Annotated in this window: 18 protein-coding genes; 9 read left to right on the top strand and 9 right to left on the bottom strand. The window is 62.6% G+C overall.

What is annotated here, in order from left to right; genetic code table 11:
* The first annotated feature begins 58 nt into the window (after positions 1–58).
* The gene (locus ASE60_RS12340; protein WP_057251086.1) at positions 59–610 is read left to right on the top strand and encodes a hypothetical protein; all 552 of its coding nucleotides are present in this window, start codon (positions 59–61) and stop codon (positions 608–610) included.
* A gap of 72 nt (positions 611–682) precedes the next feature.
* Here the strand turns inward: ASE60_RS12340 and ASE60_RS12335 are convergent, their stop codons facing one another.
* On the bottom strand, positions 683–1,789 hold the full coding sequence (locus ASE60_RS12335) for an ABC transporter substrate-binding protein (protein ID WP_057250656.1): 1,107 nt from the start codon (positions 1,787–1,789) through the stop codon (positions 683–685).
* A gap of 224 nt (positions 1,790–2,013) precedes the next feature.
* Positions 2,014–2,709, bottom strand: coding sequence for an HAD family hydrolase (locus tag ASE60_RS12330; RefSeq protein WP_057250653.1), 696 nt, complete (start codon positions 2,707–2,709; stop codon positions 2,014–2,016).
* Positions 2,710–2,889: 180 nt separating this feature from the next.
* On the opposite strand from ASE60_RS12330, the gene ASE60_RS12325 reads away from it, so the two are divergent.
* Positions 2,890–3,558, top strand: a complete 669-nt coding sequence (locus ASE60_RS12325) for a GntR family transcriptional regulator (protein WP_057250651.1) — start codon at positions 2,890–2,892, stop codon at positions 3,556–3,558.
* 123 nt (positions 3,559–3,681) lie between these two features.
* Here ASE60_RS12325 and ASE60_RS12320 read toward each other — a convergent pair whose 3' ends face one another.
* Positions 3,682–4,362, bottom strand: a complete 681-nt coding sequence (locus ASE60_RS12320) for a winged helix-turn-helix domain-containing protein (RefSeq protein ID WP_057250649.1) — start codon at positions 4,360–4,362, stop codon at positions 3,682–3,684.
* A 93-nt stretch (positions 4,363–4,455) separates the two neighbouring features.
* Between ASE60_RS12320 and ASE60_RS12315 the strand changes: the two genes are divergently transcribed.
* The 4 genes from ASE60_RS12315 to ASE60_RS12300 all read left to right on the top strand — a co-directional run bounded on the left by ASE60_RS12315 (position 4,456) and on the right by ASE60_RS12300 (position 7,038).
* Positions 4,456–4,776: an NIPSNAP family protein gene (locus ASE60_RS12315; protein ID WP_057250647.1), complete on the top strand. Its 321-nt coding sequence runs from the start codon at positions 4,456–4,458 to the stop codon at positions 4,774–4,776.
* Between the two features lie 3 nt (positions 4,777–4,779).
* Entirely contained in the window at positions 4,780–5,130 is a 351-nt protein-coding gene (locus ASE60_RS12310; RefSeq protein ID WP_057250645.1) for an antibiotic biosynthesis monooxygenase, read from the top strand.
* 135 nt (positions 5,131–5,265) lie between these two features.
* The gene (locus ASE60_RS12305; protein ID WP_057250643.1) at positions 5,266–6,396 is read left to right on the top strand and encodes a site-specific DNA-methyltransferase; all 1,131 of its coding nucleotides are present in this window, start codon (positions 5,266–5,268) and stop codon (positions 6,394–6,396) included.
* A gap of 240 nt (positions 6,397–6,636) precedes the next feature.
* A complete protein-coding gene (locus ASE60_RS12300) occupies positions 6,637–7,038 on the top strand; it encodes a YkvA family protein (RefSeq protein ID WP_057250641.1) in 402 nt (133 codons plus the stop codon).
* Between the two features lie 52 nt (positions 7,039–7,090).
* Here the strand turns inward: ASE60_RS12300 and ASE60_RS12295 are convergent, their stop codons facing one another.
* A complete protein-coding gene (locus tag ASE60_RS12295) occupies positions 7,091–7,708 on the bottom strand; it encodes an HAD family phosphatase (protein WP_057250639.1) in 618 nt (205 codons plus the stop codon).
* A 23-nt stretch (positions 7,709–7,731) separates the two neighbouring features.
* Complete coding sequence (mutY, locus tag ASE60_RS12290; protein WP_057250637.1) at positions 7,732–8,820, bottom strand: A/G-specific adenine glycosylase; 1,089 nt, start codon at positions 8,818–8,820, stop codon at positions 7,732–7,734.
* A gap of 93 nt (positions 8,821–8,913) precedes the next feature.
* Here mutY and ASE60_RS12285 point away from each other — a divergent pair, with 93 nt between their 5' ends.
* The 3 genes from ASE60_RS12285 to smc all read left to right on the top strand — a co-directional run bounded on the left by ASE60_RS12285 (position 8,914) and on the right by smc (position 13,930).
* Complete coding sequence (locus tag ASE60_RS12285; protein ID WP_057250635.1) at positions 8,914–9,420, top strand: DUF721 domain-containing protein; 507 nt, start codon at positions 8,914–8,916, stop codon at positions 9,418–9,420.
* A 115-nt stretch (positions 9,421–9,535) separates the two neighbouring features.
* Entirely contained in the window at positions 9,536–10,363 is an 828-nt protein-coding gene (locus ASE60_RS12280) for a DsbA family protein (RefSeq protein WP_057250633.1), read from the top strand.
* A 105-nt stretch (positions 10,364–10,468) separates the two neighbouring features.
* Entirely contained in the window at positions 10,469–13,930 is a 3,462-nt protein-coding gene (gene smc / locus ASE60_RS12275; RefSeq protein ID WP_057250631.1) for a chromosome segregation protein SMC, read from the top strand.
* A gap of 4 nt (positions 13,931–13,934) precedes the next feature.
* On the opposite strand, the gene ASE60_RS12270 is transcribed toward smc, so the two are convergent.
* The 4 genes from ASE60_RS12270 to ASE60_RS12255 form a co-directional block, all read right to left on the bottom strand.
* Positions 13,935–15,704 (bottom strand): caspase family protein, encoded by a 1,770-nt coding sequence (locus ASE60_RS12270; protein WP_057250629.1) that lies wholly within the window; start codon positions 15,702–15,704, stop codon positions 13,935–13,937.
* Between the two features lie 261 nt (positions 15,705–15,965).
* Entirely contained in the window at positions 15,966–16,232 is a 267-nt protein-coding gene (locus tag ASE60_RS12265) for a hypothetical protein (protein WP_057250627.1), read from the bottom strand.
* Positions 16,233–16,341: 109 nt separating this feature from the next.
* A complete protein-coding gene (locus tag ASE60_RS12260; protein ID WP_057250625.1) occupies positions 16,342–17,613 on the bottom strand; it encodes a caspase family protein in 1,272 nt (423 codons plus the stop codon).
* 143 nt (positions 17,614–17,756) lie between these two features.
* A complete protein-coding gene (locus ASE60_RS12255; RefSeq protein ID WP_057250623.1) occupies positions 17,757–19,577 on the bottom strand; it encodes a caspase family protein in 1,821 nt (606 codons plus the stop codon).
* Between the last annotated feature and the right edge of the window lie 139 nt (positions 19,578–19,716).

The raw sequence follows: 19,716 nt of genomic DNA, 5'->3' as shown, positions 1-19,716 counted from the left end.
TCTTCCGGCCGAGATTTCGGTCAAGGAGTTTCAACCGGTCCAGCAGAGGTTGTTCAACGTGTTTGGCAAAGTATCCCGGCCTGTTCTCGCAATATCTTTTCTCGCGGTCCTCGCCGGCTGCAACAAGACGCAATCCGGCGGAGCGATCGATGCGGGCGGCAGCGCCACCGCTCCGACGCCAGCCGTCGTCCAGGCGGCATGCCCGCAGGTCGTCCTGCGTGACGGCACAAATGTGTTCACCAGCTACGCCAAGGGTGCCAAAAACGACCCGTCGAAGCTCGTCTACCAAGCCTCTCTTGCCGACACGACGCGCCAATGCGTACAGAGCGAGAGCGCGATAACCATTACTGTCGTGGTCCAGGGCCGCGTCGTCAGCGGTCCCGCCGGCGGTCCCGGCAAGATCACCATGCCGATCCGCGTGGCTGCGACCGACGACGACAAGACGCTCTATTCCGAGCTGACGCAGCATGCGGTCGAAATTCCTTCGACCGGTTCGGCGCAGTTCGTCTTCACCAAGGCCGACGTGACATTGCCGGCAGGGTCCGGTTCCAACGCCACGGTCTATGTCGGCTTCGACGAAGGTCCGCCGGCAAAGGGCAAGAAAAAGTAAGCTGCGATTGCAGCCTGCAAACAAAAACGCCGGGGCAAGCCCCGGCGTTTCTATTTTATATCGCGCTCTAGCTTATTCAGCCGGAACGCTCTTGCCGCCTTCCCACTTGTAGAGCGAGAAAGCCTGCGAGGTGAGGTCGCCGGCTTCGCCATAGGTCAGCTTGCCGAGCACCGTGTCGATCGCTTCGCCGGACTTGATCGCAGTGGCAACCGCAGTCGCGTCTTCGGCGGAGCCGGCCTTCTCGATGCCAGCCTTCAACACCTGCACGGCGGCGTAGGCGTTGAGAGTGAAGGCTTCGGCCGGAATGTTCTTCGCCTTCAGCGCTTCGACGGCTGGAGCTGATGCCGGGTTGCGGGTCGCGTCGCTGGCGTTGGTGTAGACCGTGCCGGTCGCAGCTTCGCCGCCGATTGCCCAGAATTCCGTGTTCGACAGGCCGTCGCCGCCAAAGATCTGTGCCTTCACGCTCTGATCGTGCATCTGGCGTGCGAGCAGGCCGCCTTCCGGATGGTAGCCACCGAAGTAGACGACATCGACATTCTCGGCCTTCAGGCGGGTGACGATGGCGCTGAAGTCCTTGTCGCCCGGGTTCAGGCCTTCATAGACGACCTCGGTGATGCCGCCTGCGTTGATCGCCTTCTTGAAGCCGTCAGCGAGACCCTTGCCGTAAGGAGCCTTGTCGTGCAGCACGGCGACCTTCTTGTCCTTGAGGTTCTTGACCACATAGGCAGCGGCGACCTCAGCCTGCTGGTCGTCGCGGCCGCAGGTGCGCAGCACGTTCCAGAGGCCGCGGGTGGTGAGGTCAGGCGTCGTTGCCGTCGGCGTCACCATCAGAATGCCGTTCTCGGCGAGAACGTCGGAAGCCGCCATCGAGGTGCCCGAAAGCACCGGGCCGACCACGTAGCGGATGCCTTCGCCAGCCGCCTGGTTGGCAACCGAAACGGCCTGCTTCGGGTCGCCGGCGTCGTCGAGCAGCTTCAGGACGATCTTTTCGCCGTTGATGCCGCCAGCCTTGTTGATCTCTTCAGCGGCCGTTTCCGCCCCGTTCTTCACCTGCTCGCCATAGGCCGCGACCGGGCCGGTGAGCGGCGTGATGACGCCAACGGTGATATCGGCAAAGGCGAGCGGGCCGAAGGCGACGCTGGCCGCCAGGGTCAGGCCAGTCAACATTGAAAGACGCATAGTGTTTCCTCCTAGAAATACCCCTGATGGGGCTTGCTTGATATGGCCCTCGTGCGCGGCTTTTCGAAAACCTGGGAGATTTTCTAGGGGACGCGACGCGACTGCAATGTGTCATCGTGTCCCTCGACGCCTAATTGGACGCCTGCCGTGGTGGCCGAAGGCTTCTTTCCCGCTCCGGCTGAAGGCCGGGGCGAAAGGGGGCAAAATCGGTCGGCCGCGGCGTCTCAGGCTGTCAGCGATTCCGACCATTCGGAAAGTGCTGCGATCACGCCCGGAAGGGCCGTCATGCGCGAGATCACGGTCTCCGCGCCGGCTTCCGTCAGCTTGTCGGCATGCGACGGGAAGGTGTGGGAGCCGCCGGTGAAGCCGACGACGCGCATGCCGGCGGCACGCGCGCCGTGGATACCATGCACCGAGTCCTCGATGACCAGCACCCGCGACGGGTCCACGCCCATCTGCTTGGCACCATGCAGGAAGATGTCCGGCTTCGGCTTGACGCGATCGGGTCCGAGGTCGCGCGCCGAGTAGATGCGCGGGCCGAAGTGGTCCTTGATGCCGACCTTGCCGAGCATCATGGCGAGGCGCGCCGAGGTGGAGTTCGAGCAGATGCAATGGGGCAGGGTGAGCTGCAGCAGCATCGGCTTGACGCCGTCGATGATCTTGACGTCGCGCTCCAGACGTTCGTCGAGAATGGTGTCTACCTTGCCGATCAGCGACGCGGAAAGCGGGATGCTCGCTTCCTTCTCGATCTGCAACAGCGTGTTGTGCCAGGTCATGCCGGCAAAACGCTCAGCCATTTCTTCGACGCTGATCGGATAACCCGCTTCGGTGAGCAGCGCGGCTTCGACTTCCGAAGCGATGATTTCGGAATCGACGAGAACGCCGTCGCAATCAAAAATGATGAGATCGATACCGGACATTTGAAACAGTTCCCTGGGAGAAGAAGGCGCCGCAGGCAGGGGGAGGATAGCTTGCGCGGCGCGGGGCTTTCGTACGCCAGAGCTTTATACGAAGGCGGCCGAAAGCTCAACCTTTGGAAATTATCGAAACCGCTGTTCCGCTTGCTCGACAGTATTGTATCGCGGCTCTATCTGTAGGCGATGGAAAAGCAACAGGACGACACACTTGCAAGTCGCATCAGCAGGGCACTCGCCGAGAGGATCATCTCCGGCATTTTGATGCCCGGGGAGCGCTTGCGGCAGGATCACATCGCCGAGGAATTCGGCGCGAGCCACGTTCCCGTTCGCGAGGCTTTTCGGCGGCTGGAGGCCCAGGGGCTTGCCGTCAGCGAACCGCGCCGCGGCGTCCGCGTCGCCTCCTTCGATCTCAAGGAGGTGAGGGAGGTTGCGGAGATGCGCGCGGTTCTCGAGGTTCTGGCTCTACGCCATGCGATCCCGCATTTGACGCCGGCGATCCTTGATCGGGCCGAAGCGGCGACGGTCGCCGCCGACACCTCGCGCGACGTGCGCTCCTGGGAAGCGGCGAACCGCGCCTTTCACCGATTGATCCTGCAGCCCTGCGGCATGCCGAGGCTCTTGGCCGCGATCGACGATCTGCATGCGGCAAGCGCCCGTTTTCTCTTCTCTGCCTGGCGCACGAGCTGGGAAGCGCGCACCGACCACGATCACCGCGCGATCCTCGCAGCCTTGCGCGAAGGCCGCGGCGACGAGGCTGCAAAGATCCTGGAACGCCATGTTGGATGGATCGGGAAGACGCCGGTGAGGACAGCGGCCGGCGAAACCCGCGAAGCCTTCTCGATCGTCGGCTAGCAGCAATTCCAGGAAAAGTGTGAGACGGTTTTCCGTCCGGAATTGCGTTAACTACGAAGCAATTCCAGGAAAAGTGTGAAGCGGTTTTCCGTCCGGAATTGCGTCGATTGAGACGCGCAGCCACTACTGCGGGAACAGCTCCGAAAACGCCTTGTCGCCATTGGCCGTAAAGCGGATGGCGCGGCTGTTGGCCTCGCGCTTTGCCCAGCCCTTGTCGATGAACAGCGTCAGCAGCGCTTCGCCCAGAGATCCCGCGAGATGCGAGCGACGCTCGCTCCAGTCGAGACAGGTGCGGCAGATCGGCCGCCGGGATTTTTTCAATGCGGCATAGTCGATGCCGAGCGCCTCGATCCGGCTCTGGCCGGCCGGCGTCAGCGCCAGGTCGTCGCCTTTGACCTCGATCTGCTTCTCGGCAATCAGGCTGTCATACATGCGTACGCCATAGTCGCCGGCGAGATGGTTGTAGCAGACGCGCGCCTTCCGGAGCGCCGGATCCTTAGGGCCTGGTCGATGGCGGTTCATGCCGCGGCTGGCGGCAAAACCCATCAGGTTCTCGAGCATCAGCCCGACTTCGTCTTCCGCGAGTTGGAAATAGCGGTGCCGTCCCTGCTTGCGCTGGGTGAGCAGGCCACCGGCTTCGAGTTTGGAAAGGTGGGAACTGGCGGTCTGCAGCGTGATGCCGGCGTGGGTCGCAAGTTCGGTCGCCGTCAGGGCACGGCCGGCCATCAGCGCCGTCAGCATGTTGGCGCGGGCGGGATCGCCGATCAGCGATCCGATGAGAGCGATGTCAGGACCTTCCTTCATACTTCGATCGTAGTCGAAGCATCCCTATCGAACAAGCGGGCATACTCCACTCATCGAAGGCCCGCAAAATGCCGTGGCCACAAGGAGACGACGATGATCACCTGCTTCATCCGCTACGAAATCGATCCCTTCAAGAAGGAGGAGTTCGCCACCTATTCGCGCAACTGGGGCGAGGCGATCCCGCGCTGCGGCGCTGATCTCATCGGCTATTTCGGACCACACGAGGGTTCGGCGACAACGGCCTACGGGGTCTACAACATCGAGAGCCTCGCGGCTTACGAGGCCTATCGCGCCCGGCTTGCCGCCGATCCGCTCGGCCGAGAGAATTACGCCTTTTCCCGCCGCGAGCGGTTTATCCTGAAGGAGGAGCGAATCTTCCTGAAGAACGTATCTATGCCTGCCGGAGGTAAGTGAAACATGATTGCCGTCATCTTCGAAGTCCTGCCGGCCGAGGGTTGTCGCGACACCTATCTCGGCATTGCCGCCGATCTGCGCCCACTGCTCGACGACATCGATGGTTTCATCTCGATCGAGCGGTTCCAGAGTCTCGCCAATCCCGACAAGGTGCTGTCCCTATCCTTCTGGCGCGACGAGGAGGCGGTGAAGGCTTGGCGGAACGGCGCCGAACATCGCGCTGCGCAGGATGCGGGACGCCATGGCATCTTTGCCGACTATCGCCTGCGCATCGCCTCCGTCATCCGTGATTACGGGCTGAACGAGCGCCGTGAAGCGCCGGCCGACAGCCGCACCTTTCACGACGCCAAATGAAACGCCGCTGCAAAAGTTCTCACTAACATGGCGTGAATACGAACTTTTTCGGAACGGCCTTCAGGCTTTGGTAACCATCTTCGGTAACCATAAGCTCCATAGTCCGTTCCGAGTAAGCGTATTTGCGAGTTGTCCATGTCTTCAGTTGTTTCGCTTGCCGAAGTCTCCCGTTCCACCCGCCCGCTGGGCTGGCTCGACAGCATCATCAAGGGTGACTGCGTTGCGGCGCTCAATGCGCTTCCCGACAATTCTGTCGACGTCGTTTTCGCCGACCCGCCCTACAACCTCCAGCTCGGCGGCATGCTGACCCGTCCCGATCAGTCGGTGGTCGATGCCGTCGATGACGAATGGGATCAGTTCGCCTCCTTCGAGGCCTATGACGCCTTCACCCGCGCCTGGCTGCTCGCCTGCCGCCGCGTGCTGAAGCCGACCGGCACGCTCTGGGTCATCGGCTCCTACCACAACATCTTCCGCGTCGGCGCCATCCTGCAGGACCTGCACTTCTGGATCCTCAACGATATCATCTGGCGCAAGACCAACCCGATGCCGAACTTCAAGGGTCGCCGGTTCCAGAACGCCCATGAAACGCTGATCTGGGCGACGCCGAACGCAAATGCCAAGGGCTACACCTTCAACTACGATGCGATGAAGGCGGCCAATGACGACGTGCAGATGCGCTCCGACTGGCTGTTTCCGATCTGCTCCGGTCACGAGCGCCTGAAGGGCGACGACGGCAAGAAGGTGCATCCGACGCAGAAGCCAGAAGCACTGCTCGCCCGTATCCTCATGGCCTCCACCAAGCCTGGCGACGTCGTGCTCGATCCCTTCTTCGGCTCCGGCACGACCGGTGCCGTCGCCAAGCGCCTCGGCCGCCATTTCGTCGGCATCGAGCGCGAGCAGGATTATATCGACGCGGCATCGGCACGCATCGACGCGGTCGAACCGCTCGGCAAGGCCATGCTGTCGGTGATGACCGGCAAGAAGGCCGAACCGCGTGTCGCCTTCAACACGCTGATCGAAAGCGGGCTGATCAAGCCCGGCACGGTGCTCACGGACGCCAAGCGCCGCTACAGCGCGATCGTCCGCGCCGACGGCACGGTCGCTTCCGGCGGCGAGGCCGGCTCAATTCACCGCCTGGGCGCCAAGGTCCAGGGGCTTGATGCATGCAACGGATGGACATTCTGGCACTTCGAAGACGGGAACACCCTGAAGCCCATCGACGAACTCAGAACCGTCATTCGAAATGATCTGGCAAAGCTGAACTGATCAACCAGTTCGCCGGATCCTTCGAAAAGCGCTCCGACCGGTTTTTGTACCTTCAGTCCCGGAAGGAGTGCTTTAAATGCCCGGAATCCTCGAAAAGGGGATTCCGGGCATTTGTATGTTTCCGGTACGCTTGCCGGGTTGACGCGATAGGCAACGAAGCTTCGCCTGATTGCCAGTCCTTGCGTCCGGAAATAGGGTTCGGAGAAACCAGTCTTCACCCGAACATGGGGTGCCTTCCGCATGACCTCTCCCGATCGACTCAAGCGCGTGAAGCAATGGGCGCGTCAAATCAAACGCGACGTCGTAGCACTCTGGTTCGCTGCACGAGATCCTCGAACGCCGCTTTCAGCGAAATTCGTTGCCGGCGCCGTGGCGGCCTATGCGCTGTCGCCGGTCGACTTGATCCCCGATTTCATTCCGGTGCTCGGCTACCTTGATGATCTGGTCATCGTTCCGCTCGGCATCCTGTTGGCGGTGCGTCTCGTGCCGCCGGCGCTGATGCACGAATTTCGGGAGCGGGCGACGGCACAGGAGGGGCGCCCGTCCAGCCGCGGCGGTCTGGTCGCGATCCTATGCATCTGGCTGGTGGTCGCAGCGCTTGCTGGCTGGGTGGTGTGGCGCATGGTTTCGGCCGAAAGCTGACGATACCGCAACTTAGCTGGCCATCGGCTGGTTTTCGGCGAGACGGCCTGCGTCAGGGATGGATGCCGTAGGCGACGAGGTCGGCCTTCAGTTTCTCCGGATCGACGAAGTGTACCGCATGCCAGCCGGCGAGCCGTGCGGCTTCGACATTCGGCACGCTGTCGTCGATGAAGAGCGTGGCCGAGGGGGTAAGCCCGAAGGTGCGGGTGTGCGTCTCGTAGATGGCAATATCGGGTTTGATTAGCTTCACGTCGCCCGAAACCGTGACGCCGCGCGGCAATGTCAGGAAGGGATAGAGCTGCTGGGCCTCACGGAACGTATCAGAGGCGAAATTGGTCAGCATGGTCACGTCGCGCCCTTCGGCGATCAGCCGCTCCAGCAGCGAGACCGTTTCGACATAGGCGTGCGGCACCATCTCCTGCCAATACTTGCGGAACGCACGGATCTGCTCTTCGCGTTCCGGATGGTCTTTGATCAAAAGCGCTTCGGCTTCCTCCCAGGGGCGGCCACGGTCCTGCTCGATGTTCCAGTCATGGGTGCAGACATTGGCGAAGAACCATTCGCGCTCGGCCTCGTCCGGAATGATGCGGCTATAGGGCAGGTTGGGGTCATAGTGGATCAGCACCTTGCCGATGTCGAAGACGATATGGCGGATATCGATGCTGCTCATAGCTGCATTCCTTGCTCGATCTTTCAGCGTTCAGCCTTGAAGGCGTCAGGGATCGCCTGGGTGATCGCCTTTTTCATGACCGTCGGCAGCGCCTGGGCCCCGAGGGAGTGAACGGGTTCCCACCAGCCGTCGCCCTCCGCTCCGGCGCGCGCGACATTGGCGCGGTAGACGGAGAGACGCAACTCGAAATGTGTGAAGACGTGGCTGATGGTTCCGCAGTCTTCCCAGGGCGCAACGAAGGGTTGGGAGGCGAGCGAGGTGTCGCCGTCCTGTCGCGATGTCCAGTCGGTGCCGGGTACCTCGGTCATGCCGCCAAGAAGGCCGGTTTCGACCCGCTTGCGCAGATAGACGGCATTGTCGGCATCGATCGCGACGAAGGCCGCGCCGCGCCGAAGTGGCTTTTCTTTCTTCTGCGCCTTGCGCGGAAAGGTCTCGGGATCGGCAACCGAGAGTGCGCGACAGTGCGCACGGAAGGGACAGAGCGAGCAGGCAGGCCGCTTCGGCGTGCAGATCGTCGCGCCGAGGTCCATCATCGCCTGGGCGAAATCGCCCGGACGATCATCAGGCGTGAGGATGGCGACGCGCGCCCGCATTTCGGGCTTCGCTGCCGGCAGGGGCGCTTCGATCGCATAGAGGCGCGAGATCACCCGCTCGACATTTCCGTCGAGTACGGCGCTCTTGCGATTGAAGGCAATCGCCGCGATCGCGGCTGCGGTGTAGTCGCCGATGCCCGGAAGGGATTTCAGCCCGTCTTCCGTGTCGGGAAAACGGCCACCGTGACTGTTCGCGACGGCTTCGGCACATTTCTTCAGGTTGCGGGCACGGGCATAATAGCCGAGCCCGGCCCAGGCCTTCATCACGTCCTCGTTCTCGGCGCGCGCCAGGTCCTCGACTGTCGGCCACAGCGACAGGAACTTCTCGAAATAGGCCTTCACTGCCTGGACCGTCGTCTGCTGCAGCATGACCTCCGACAGCCAGACGTGATAGGGATCGGCAACGATCCCTCGGCTCGCCATAGGCGGAGAGACCCGCCAGGGCAGGTCGCGGTGGTGCCTGTCGTACCATTCCAAAAGTAGGGGAGCGGCGTCGGCCGCTGGGATTGAATCGTGCATGATTTGCCGGGAGTTCTCTTTCCGGCCTATACTTGGCGAAGCGGAGCCGCGGCATCAAGGCTCAATCGACGTTGCATACAGAAAGTCGCTTTCGTGAGTGAGCAGAAGCCACGCAAGGGTGTCGTCCAGATCAGCGAAGTCGCCAACGGCCTGATCGACCCCGTCCTCGCCAAGCGGGCAGGCATCAACACCATGCTGCTCGGCTCCTGGGACGAAATTGCCGGGGAAGGCTTCGCCGATTGCACGCGGCCGGAGAAGATCGCCTGGCCGCGCCGCGCCTCGGAAATCTCGGGTGAGGGCGGCTACCAGCCGGGCGTGTTGACGGTCGCTTGTGAAGGCGCACGTGCGCTCTTCCTGACCCATGCCCAGGGCGAACTGATCCAGCGCATCAACGGTTTCTTCGGTTTCTATGCCATCGGCCAACTGCGCATCGTTCAGAAGCCCGTGTCGCCGCAGCACAAACACCGTGGCAAGCCGAAGCCACTTTCGGGCGAGCCCGCGCGCCGGCTGGAAGCGATGGTCGAGGGCATAGAGAGCGAAGAACTGAAGGCGGCTTTGCGTCGGCTTGGGACGGCCGTGCTCGCGCCGCGTCGGCGGTAGGGCCATCAGCCGGTCACAATTCTTTGAATTCTGTTGACGACCGGCCACTTGCCGCCCCGCGCGCAGCAAGATATCGAATCCACACCATAAATCCCTCCGAACACGGGTCAAATTCATGTCCGCTTCCGCAATGAACCTTACGAAACGCCTGCTCAGCGGTGCCGCCATCGCAACCGTCGCCCTGGTGCTTGCTGCCTGCAGCGACGAAAAGAAGGAAACGGCATCAACCGCGCCGACCGAGGCGAGCGAGACGGCGGCAAATCCCGCTACGGACGCCATCACCACGGCATCGACGGCCGCGGCCCCTGCAAGCACCGAAGCAAAGCCGGCTGCAGGCACCGAAGTCGCCCAGTCGACCTCCGCTCCCGTGAAGGTCGAGCTTCCTTCTTCGGAAGGCTCGGTCGATCAGGCAAAGCTGCTCGAGCCGGGCGTCCTGCCGGAAATGGCGCTGGGCGAAGCCAATGCGCCGGTCACCATCGTCGAATACATGTCGATGACCTGCCCGCACTGCGCGGCCTTCCACAACAACACGTTCGAAGCGATCAAGACGAAGTACATCGACAGCGGCAAGGTCCGCTTCATCGTGCGCGAATTCCCGTTCGATCCGCGCGCGGCCGCCGCCTTCATGCTGGCGCGTTGCGCGCCGGAAGGCCAGTATTTCCCGATGATCTCCATGCTCTTCAAGCAGCAGCAGCAGTGGGCCGCGGCCCAGAACGGCCGTGATGCGCTGCTGCAAATGTCCAAACTCGCCGGTTTTACACAGGAGAGCTTCGAGGCCTGCTTGACGAACCAAAAACTTCTGGATGATGTGAACTCTGTCATGCAGCGGGGCGCAAAGGATTTCGGCGTACAGTCGACGCCGACCTTCTTCGTCAATGGTGAGCACTATTCGGGGGACATGTCGGTTGACGTTATGTCGGCCCTCATCGACAGCAAGCTCTGATCCTTCGCTTTTCCTGAAAACGGGCGACGGCAGCAGCCGTGCGCCCGTTTTTTTCGTTTCGCGGCGCTGTAGAGGGGGGTATCTCGTCGCCCCAGCGTCGCCCGCATGAAGTTCAACAAGCTCCGCCTGCTTGGCTTCAAATCCTTCGTCGAACCGACCGAGTTCATCATCGAGCGGGGCCTGACCGGCGTCGTAGGACCGAATGGTTGCGGCAAGTCGAACCTCGTCGAAGCGCTGCGCTGGGTGATGGGGGAAAACTCCTACAAGAACATGCGCGCCTCCGGCATGGACGACGTGATCTTTTCCGGATCCGGCAACCGTCCGGCGCGCAACACGGCGGAAGTCGGCCTCTATCTCGACAACGGCGATCGCACGGCACCGGCCGCCTTCAACGACAGTGACGAGATCCAGGTGACGCGCCGCATCGAGCGCGAACAGGGCTCCGTCTACCGCATCAACGGCAAGGAGGCGCGCGCCAAGGATGTGCAGCTCCTCTTTGCCGACGCCTCCACGGGCGCGCGCTCGCCGTCGATGGTCGGGCAGGGGCGTATCGGCGAGCTGATCGCCGCCAAACCGCAGGCGCGTCGGCAACTCCTCGAAGAAGCAGCCGGCATTTCCGGACTGCACTCGCGCCGCCATGAGGCGGAACTGCGCCTCCGGGCAGCGGAAACCAACCTTGAACGCCTCGACGACGTAACCTCGCAGCTCGAAAGCCAGATCGAGAGCCTCAAGCGCCAGTCGCGTCAGGCCAATCGCTTCAAGATGCTTTCGGCCGATATCCGCAAGCACGAGGCGATCCTGTTCCATATCCGCTGGGTGCACGCCAAGGAGGCGGAGGCCGAGGCGACGAGCCAGCTCAATCAGATCACGGCGCTGGTCGCGGAAAAGGCGCAAGCGCAGATGCAGGCGGCGAAGGATCAGGCGATTGCCAGCCTGAAGCTGCCGGAGTTGCGCGAGAACGAGGCGCGGTTCGCCGCCGCCTTGCAACGCCTGCAGATCGCCCGCTCGCAGCTTGAAGAGGATGCCGGCCGTATCCTCAGGCGGCGCGACGAGTTGCAGCGCCGTCTGGCGCAGCTTGCCGAAGACATCGCCCGCGAAGAGAGGCTTGTCGTCGACAATGCCGGCATCCTGGCGCGGCTCGACGAAGAAGAAGCCGAACTCAGCGACATGCTGGCCGAGGCCGATGACCGTGCGACGGAAGCACGCGAGCGGCTGGAAGAGGCGAACGAAAAGCTTGCCGGCAACGAAGCGCTGTTGGCGCGGCTGACGGCCGAACGTGCCGAGGCACAGGCCGGTCGCAACCAGCTCGAGCGCACGCTGCGCGATCTCTCGGAGCGCCAGGCCCGGCTTGCGCGTCAGCTCGCCGATCAGTCGCGCGATCTCGACGAGCTAAACCGGCAGATGGCCGCACTTCCCGATCCGCATGAGAAACAGGGCCAAGTCGAGGTTGCCGAGGCCGCGCTCGAAGAAGCGGAAATCAATGTGCTTGCGATCGAGGAGGCTCTGGCAGAGGCGCGCCGCGCCGAGGTCGAGGCGCGTCCGCCTGTTGATCGTTCACGCGCTACTCTCAACGGCATCGAAACCGAAGCGCGCACGATCCGGCGGATGCTGGAAGCGGCATCGGGCGGCACCTATCCCGCCGTCGTCGAGGAGATGAAGGTCGACCGAGGCTTCGAAATCGCGCTCGGCGCAGCCCTTGGCGACGATCTCGATTCACCGCTCGAAACGGACGCGCCGGCCCATTGGCGCGCCCCGGGAGATCATGCCGGCGACGCCGGCCTGCCGGAGGGCGTTACGTCGCTGATTGCGCACGTGAAAGCACCGGATGCGCTGACCCGCGCGCTGAAGCAGATCGGCATTGTCGCAAGCGAAGCGGACGCGGAACGGCTGCTGCCGCTGTTGAAGCCGGGCCAGAGCCTCGTCACCAAGCAGGGCTCCGTCTGGCGCTGGGACGGGCACGTGACCGGCTCCGAGGCGCCGAGTGCGGCCGCCCTGCGACTGGCCCAGAAGAACCGGCTGGCAGAACTCGATGCCGAAGCCGAGGGCGCAGCAGAGGCGCTGCGCCGCGCCGAGGCCGAACTTGCGGCCGCCGGTACACGCATCCACGCCGAAGACGAAAGACTGCGGCTTGCGCGCGATGCGCAGCGCATGATCACGCGGCAGCTAGCTGAAGCCCGTGACGCCCTTGCTGCCGCCGAGCGCGCCTCCGGCGATCTTGCTCGCCGCCGTGCGGTGTTGGCGGAAACGCGCAGCCAGATCGAGGTCCAGGTCGAGGAAGTGGCCGAGCAGATCGAGACGGCCAACGACGCACTGGCGGATGCTCCCGATCTTTCGGAGCTGGAACTGAAACTGCGCACGCAGACCGCCGACGTCGCTGCCGATCGTGCCGCAGTTGCCGAGGCCCGTGCCGCCCATGACGGCCTGGCGCGCGAGAACGAGGCCCGCCAGCGACGCATCACCGCGATAGCCAACGAGCGCCAGACCTGGAAGGCGCGCGCCGCGAGCGCCGAGGAACATATCGCCACGCTACGTGACCGCGAGGCCGAGGCTCGCGACGAAGTGGAAGAACTGATCGACGCGCCCGACGAGTTCGATGACAAGCGCCGTGCGTTGATGAACGAATTGCAGAAGGCAGAAGCGGCACGGCGCGAGGCGGCTGACCTTCTCGCCGAGGCCGAAAATCACCAGCGCGAGGCGGATCGGCTGGCGGCGACGGCGCTCTCCGAGCTGGCGGAATCGCGCGAGAAGCGTGGCCGCGCAGAGGAGCGGCTGGTTTCGGCCCGTGAGCGCCGTGTCGAAATCGAAGCGCGCATCCAGGAAGCGCTCTCCTGTGCGCCGCACGAGGTGATGCGCCTGACCGGGCTCGCTGTCGATGCGGCGTTGCCGGACATGCGCAACATCGAGCGCGAACTCGAACGGCTGAAGATCGAACGCGAACGGCTTGGCGCCGTCAACCTGCGCGCAGAAGAGGAGCAGAAGGAGCTTTCCGAAAAGCTTGCTCTTCTCCTTAGGGAGCGCGACGACGTCATCGAGGCGATCCGCAAGCTCAGGAGCGCCATCCAGAACCTGAACCGCGAGGGCCGCGAGCGCCTGATCGCCGCGTTTGATGTGGTCAACGTGCAGTTCCAGCGGCTCTTCACCCACCTCTTCGGCGGCGGCACCGCCGAGCTGCAACTGATCGAGAGCGACGATCCGCTGGAGGCAGGCCTGGAAATCCTCGCTCGCCCGCCGGGCAAGAAGCCGCAGACCATGACGCTGCTTTCGGGCGGTGAGCAGGCGCTGACGGCGATGGCGCTGATCTTTGCGGTATTCCTCACCAATCCGGCGCCGATCTGCGTGCTCGACGAAGTGGATGCACCGCTCGACGATCACAATGTCGAGCGCTACTGCAACCTGATGGACGAGATGGCGGCCTCGACCGAGACCCGCTTCATCATCATCACCCACAACCCGATCACCATGGCCCGCATGAACCGCCTCTTCGGCGTGACCATGGCCGAGCAGGGCGTGTCCCAACTCGTCTCCGTCGACCTGCAGACGGCAGAGCGGTTGAGGGAAGTGGTGTAGCCACTCACTCGAATTCGGTGATGAACCCCGGCACCGGCCGCAATGCATCGCGCGCTCCCCAGGTATCGATGTAGGCGGCCAGGGGGACTTTGTTTGCGCGATATGCCGCATATAGCGTCGCAGCGCCTGCCTTCTCCGGCGGTCGCCTGAACCACCTGCTGTAGGTGACAACGGCGCCCGTCACCCAGGTCCATGCGTCGCCGATGCCGTTCTCGTTGACGAGCCCGAGCCAGGGTCCGACGCGGCGATGTTCCCCGCCTTCGAACAGGCTGTTGAAGAACCTGGCGTCCGTGTTTACCAGCGAGGCGACGAACGCATTTTCGTCACTGGATTCAATCGTGGCAAGGTGACCGCCGCAGCGTTCGGCAGTCGCCTTGGCTTCCTGCCAGCTGATCTGCTGCGCATTGTAGGCGGCCGCGTAGAGGCGCCCGTCGAACATGCCGTAGGTCAAGGACAACGGCGACAGGCAACGCACCATGGCCACCACTGCCGCATCCTCAAGCCCCTCGAGATCGGCGGCATCATAGCGGCGTGCGATTGCAGCCGAGAGGATTTGGTGGTCGACGCGAGCAAATCCCAGGCCCAGGGCGGCGCTGGTCTCCTGGTCGAGAAATCCGGATTGCGTCAGACCGCGGGCTGTCTGAAACGAGGTTACCGCCCGGCGCGTCTGGCCACCGAAGGTCCCGTCTGTCTGGCCCGTATCGAACCCTTCGCTGCGCAATGCCTCTTGCGCGCTTGAACGCTTTTCCCTGCTGTCGAACACCTTTTGCTCCTGCGCCATCGCTACCAATGGCGACCGCAGGTCGTCAATTGCTCCGAGACGCCGAACGGATTGGCGGGCTGCGTCGGCGTAGCTGCCGCTGCCATGTTTGGCGATGAAGCGTTTCCAGGTTCGAATGGTGTCGACACGCATCGCCTTGCCAAAGTCGAGCGCGGCGAGATCCACGGTGGTCGCCGCCGAATGGGCAGGCTCTCTAACGGCTGTGTCGCGGCCGAGATAGAACTCCAGATCGAGCGAAGACAGAATCTGCGGTGACTGTTTCCCGTCCGTCTCTGAGCGTACTTCCCGGATCACGCGCTTGAAGGCCGTGCCGATTTCAAGGCCAGGGCCGGAGAGATTGGCGATCAGCGCACGGGTAAAGGGTGAGTGCCCGTCGGTGCCGTCTGCGGCGACCTGTCCGGGTGCCGCGGCAAAGGCCACGAGCGTGCCTGCACCCTGTGTGTCAATCGGTGCGAGCCCCCTGATGGCGCCACCGCGGCTTGCGCCCTCCACTTCGCGATTGAGCCGGTCTGCGAGCGGATTGTTGCGGCAGGCATCGAGGAAGATCAGCGAGATCTTCGCACGCTTTTCCAACGCGTTGACAATTTCGGAGAGTGCCATGGTTTCGGCTGGCACGTCGAATTCGCTTTCGAGCCTCGCATCGGTTGCGACAAGGAAATTATCGCCGTGCAGCTGCATGCCATGTCCGGCGTAGTAAAACAGTGCAACGTCTTTGGGGCCGATCTTGCGCGAAAAGCGCGCAAGCGCCTCGGCGAGACCCCTGCGATTTGTATTGAGCACGAGGTCGGCCTCAAAGCCCTGGTCATCGAGGAAGGTCTTGAACGCTTCGGCGTCGCGCGAAGCATTGGGCAGAATACCTGCAACGACGTAGTTGCTCATGCCGACGATCAGCGCCAACCGTTTGCCGTCCTCCTCGGCGAGGGCGTGCCCGACTGCAAGCAGGACGATCAGGGCCGAGGTGACCCAGGACGTGAGTTTTGTACGCCATTTCATGACCTACCCTCCGAGCCTCTGAGCCTGAACGGATCGCCATGACGGGACATTCTTGAATGCACCCCATCGCCGGAATCGATATGCGTGACTACTCAAATTCAAGAACGAGGCTCGGGGACATGTTGATGAGCCCCATGTCTTGCCACGTGTTGAGGTAGGTACTCCTCATGTCTTGCCGGCCGTCACGCTGGGTAAAATACATCGCGGAATCGGCGTCCGGCTTGAATTCGTATGGCGCGCCTGGGACCCATTTTGTGTAAGTCATCGCCTCGCCTCGCCGCTGTCCCAGTGCCAGCCGCCTTTTGGCTCTTTGCCTTGCGGGTCCTGAACCAGGCCAATCCACGGCCCGATTTTGTAGCTGATGTTGTCCGGAGCGTAGTAGCCCATATCGAAAAAGCCCGGGTCGGCGTTAAACAGCGATGCGATAAAGGCATTTTCCGCGTCCGATGTGATCGAGGCAAGATATGTGCCGCAGTTCTTGGCGACGGTTTCGGCATAGGGTGCGCGAGTCGACCCCGTTCGTGCCACGACATAGAGATGGCCCCCGAAAGCACCATAGACGGACGGCTCGTGACCCAGGCATTTGATGGCGGCAAGGACACGCTCGTCTGTTTCGAGCCCGGTAAGGTCGTCGATGTCATAGATTCGCGCCGTCGTTGAACTGTATATGCCCTCTGCCCTGTCGTTGACCTTTATGCCAAGGGCTGCTGCAGTGAGCTCGGTGATGAAACCGCTCGCCGGCTGACGGTTGGTGCTTTGGAAGCGTTTGATCGCGTGTCTGTCCGCCGAAAACGCCGTCGGCCACGCCGGATGCAAAGCCCTTGGCTGCGAGTGCTAGCTGGACGTTTTTGCGCTGTTGCTTGTCCGGCAAGAGCCGCGCTTCTACCGACAGCGGAAGATGCGACTGGTTGCGCACCGCTGCGGGTTCGATCTGTGCCAGTGTCTGGCGCGCGAGTTGCGCATACTCGCCGGTGCGGTGCTTTTCGACGAAGAAGTGCCAGATCCGTGGCGTGCCGATCCTCAGGGCCTTCTTGAAATCCGCTTCCGCCCCAAGCGCAGCCGGGTCGACTGCCGGTGCCTGTATTGCAGGCAGGGTGGCATTGGTATGCGGCACTATCATCTCCGGCCCGAAGTAGAATTCCAGCGACAGGGAGGACAGGATTTGCGGCTGCTGTTTGCCCTGCGTTTCCTTGCGCACGTCGCGAACGACCCGCTTGAAAGCGGTGCCGACCTCAAGGCCAGCGCCGGAGAGATTGGCGATCAGCGCGCGGGTGAACGGCGAATGTCCGTCGGTTCCGTCGGCTGCGACCTGGCCAGGGGCGGCGGCGAAGGCGACGAGCGTTCCGCCACCCTGGGTCTCGATCGGCGCCAATCCTCTGGTTGCGCCGCCGCGGGTGGCACCCTCAACTTCGCGCGTGAGTCTTTCGGCGAGTGGGTTGTTGCGGCAGGCGTCGAGGAAGACCATCGATATCCTGGCACGTTTCTCCAGTGCATTGATGATCTCGGAAAGCGCTACGGTTTCGGCCGGGACGTCGAATTCGCTCTCAAGCTTTGCATCGGTCCCGACGAGGAAGTTTTCGCCGCGCAGCTGCATGCCGTGCCCGGCGTAGTAGAACAGGGCTGTGTCTTCAGGCCCGATCTTGCGCGAAAAGTTTGAAAGCGCGCCGGCGAGACCCTTGCGATCCGCGTTGAGCACGAGGTCGGTTTCAAATCCCTGGCCCTTGAGGAAGGCGTCGAACGCTTCGGCATCACGTGAGGCATTGGGCAGCGTTCCGGCAACGACGTAGTTGCTCATGCCGACGATCAGCGCCAGCCGTTTGCCACTTCCTTCGGCAAGAGCGTTCCCTGCAGCAAATAGGACCATCAGCGCCGAGAGGAGCCAAAATCTCAGATCCGCACGCCATTTCATGACCTACCCTCCGAGCCCTCGAGACTGAAACGGATTGCCATGACGGGATATTCATGGATGCGTCCCCATCGCGTGAATTATATTAGATAATTGTGATTTATCCAGTTATGCGGGCGTGCCGACCTGCGCGGTGGTCCAGGCGGTCACTCGAATTCGAGAATGAGACCGCCCGTTCCGTCGGTTGGCCCCATATCGTCCCAGGTGTCGACATAGACGGACTTCGTGTCGGCTCTGCCGTTGCGGTGCGCGTAGTACATGCCGATATCGTCGCCCTTCTTGCCCTCGTTCGGCATGTCCTGGAACCATTTCGTGTAGGTCAGCGGCTTGCCATTATCCCAGTGCCAGCCGCCCTTGGGCTCCTTGCCCTGTGGATCTTGCGTAAGGCCGATCCATGGGCCCATCTTGTAGCTGACGTTTCCGGTGGGATCGTAGCCCGTCTGGAAGAACCTTTGGTCGGCGTTGAAAAGCGAGGCGACGAAAGTGTTCTCTTCTTGAGAGGAAATCGCCGCAAGATGCGCGCCGCAACCGCTGGCTATCCCGCGCGCGTAAACTGCCAGAATCGTACCCGTTTGCACGGCGACATAGAGATGCCCGCCGAACGCGCCGTATACGGTATCGAAGTGGCGCAGGCAGGTTAAAGCCTCCAGAACACGTTTATCGGTTTCGAGACCTTCGAGGTTGGCAACATCGTAGCGTCGGGCTTTGGTCGCGCTGTAGATGCCTTCCGCGCTGTCGTTGACCTTGATGCCGAGGGCTGCTGCGGTGCGCTCGGTAATGAAACCGCTCGCCGGCTGGCGGTTGGTGCTTTGGAAGAGTTTGATCGCTTCGCGCGTCTGTCCACCGAAAACGCCATCGGCCGTGCCCGCCGCAAATCCCTGGGCGGCAAGTGCGAGCTGGACGTTTCGCCGCTTGTCTTTGTCCGGCAACAGCCGTGCTTCGACGGATTGTGGCAGATGAGACTGGTTGCGCACCGCCGCGGGCTCGATCTGTGCCAGCGTCTGGCGAGCGAGTTCCGCATATTCGCCGGTGCGATGCTTTTCGATGAAGAAGTGCCAGATCCGAGGCGTGCCGATCCTCAAGGCCTTCTTGAAATCTGCTTCGGCCTCCAGTCCTTCGGGGTCTATGGCCGGTACCGCAACGGCCGGCAGGGCGGCCTGGATCTGCGGCGCGGCCGCTTCCGGTCCGAAATAGAATTCGAGCGAAAGCGATGACAGGATCTGAGGCTGCTGCTTGCCCTGCGTTTCCTTGCGCACGTCGCGAACGACGCGTTTGAAAGCAGTGCCGACCTCCAGGCCAGCGCCGGAGAGATTGGCGATCAGAGCGCGCGTAAACGGCGAGTGCCCGTCGGTTCCATCGGCGGCCACTTGCCCGGGCGCGGCGGCAAAGGCGATGAGCGTGCCGGCACCCTGGGTCTCGATCGGCGCCAACCCTCTGGTCGCGCCGCCGCGGGTGGCGCCTTCGACTTCGGTATTCAGCCGGTTGGCGAGCGGGTTGTTGCGGCAGGCATCGAGGAAGATCATCGATATCCGGGCACGCTTCTCCAGCGCGGTAATGATCTCGGACAGGGCTATGGTTTCGGCGGGAACATCGAACTCGCTCTCGAGCTTAGCATCCGTGCCGATGAGAAAGTTCTCGCCGTGCAACTGCATGCCATGGCCGGCGTAGTAGAAGAGGGCGACATCCTCCGGGCCGATTTTGCGCGAAAAGCTTGAAAGCGCGGCCGCAAGGCCCCTGCGATCTGCGTTGAGCACAAGATCGGTTTCAAATCCCTGCCCGTTGAGGAAGGTGCCGAATGCTTCGGCGTCGCGTGAGGCGTTGGGCAGCGTTCCTGCCGCCACGTAGTTCGTCATGCCGACGACGAGCGCAAGCCGCTTGCCGCTCTCCTCGGCGAGGCCATGCCCGACCACGAGCAAGACCATCGCGACCGAGAGGAGCCAGGATCTCACTTTCGCACGCCATTGCATGACCTACCCTCCAAGCCCACGGGACTGAAACGGATCGCCATGACGGGATATTCTTGGATGCGCCCCATCGCGTGCATTTATATTAGGTTTTTATAATGGATCGGGCAATGTCGACACTCAAGCCTCTGGCGGGCATTTG

The sequence above is a fragment of the Ensifer sp. Root278 genome (assembly GCF_001429285.1).
GTDB lineage: Bacteria > Pseudomonadota > Alphaproteobacteria > Rhizobiales > Rhizobiaceae > Ensifer.
Note: the sequence above shows the minus strand (reverse complement) of the source record. Positions and strands in the feature narration are given on the sequence as shown.

What these genes read in the sequence shown, in the direction of transcription:
- ASE60_RS12335 (WP_057250656.1), bottom strand. Translation starts at nt 1,789, where the DNA reads ATGCGTCTTTCAATGTTGACTGGCCTGACCCTGGCGGCCAGCGTCGCC.
- ASE60_RS12330 (WP_057250653.1), bottom strand. Translation starts at nt 2,709, where the DNA reads ATGTCCGGTATCGATCTCATCATTTTTGATTGCGACGGCGTTCTCGTC.
- ASE60_RS12325 (WP_057250651.1), top strand. Translation starts at nt 2,890, where the DNA reads ATGGAAAAGCAACAGGACGACACACTTGCAAGTCGCATCAGCAGGGCA.
- ASE60_RS12320 (WP_057250649.1), bottom strand. Translation starts at nt 4,362, where the DNA reads ATGAAGGAAGGTCCTGACATCGCTCTCATCGGATCGCTGATCGGCGAT.
- ASE60_RS12315 (WP_057250647.1), top strand. Translation starts at nt 4,456, where the DNA reads ATGATCACCTGCTTCATCCGCTACGAAATCGATCCCTTCAAGAAGGAG.
- ASE60_RS12310 (WP_057250645.1), top strand. Translation starts at nt 4,780, where the DNA reads ATGATTGCCGTCATCTTCGAAGTCCTGCCGGCCGAGGGTTGTCGCGAC.
- ASE60_RS12305 (WP_057250643.1), top strand. Translation starts at nt 5,266, where the DNA reads ATGTCTTCAGTTGTTTCGCTTGCCGAAGTCTCCCGTTCCACCCGCCCG.
- ASE60_RS12300 (WP_057250641.1), top strand. Translation starts at nt 6,637, where the DNA reads ATGACCTCTCCCGATCGACTCAAGCGCGTGAAGCAATGGGCGCGTCAA.
- ASE60_RS12295 (WP_057250639.1), bottom strand. Translation starts at nt 7,708, where the DNA reads ATGAGCAGCATCGATATCCGCCATATCGTCTTCGACATCGGCAAGGTG.
- mutY (WP_057250637.1), bottom strand. Translation starts at nt 8,820, where the DNA reads ATGCACGATTCAATCCCAGCGGCCGACGCCGCTCCCCTACTTTTGGAA.
- ASE60_RS12280 (WP_057250633.1), top strand. Translation starts at nt 9,536, where the DNA reads ATGTCCGCTTCCGCAATGAACCTTACGAAACGCCTGCTCAGCGGTGCC.
- smc (WP_057250631.1), top strand. Translation starts at nt 10,469, where the DNA reads ATGAAGTTCAACAAGCTCCGCCTGCTTGGCTTCAAATCCTTCGTCGAA.
- ASE60_RS12270 (WP_057250629.1), bottom strand. Translation starts at nt 15,704, where the DNA reads ATGAAATGGCGTACAAAACTCACGTCCTGGGTCACCTCGGCCCTGATC.
- ASE60_RS12260 (WP_057250625.1), bottom strand. Translation starts at nt 17,613, where the DNA reads ATGAAATGGCGTGCGGATCTGAGATTTTGGCTCCTCTCGGCGCTGATG.
- ASE60_RS12255 (WP_057250623.1), bottom strand. Translation starts at nt 19,577, where the DNA reads ATGCAATGGCGTGCGAAAGTGAGATCCTGGCTCCTCTCGGTCGCGATG.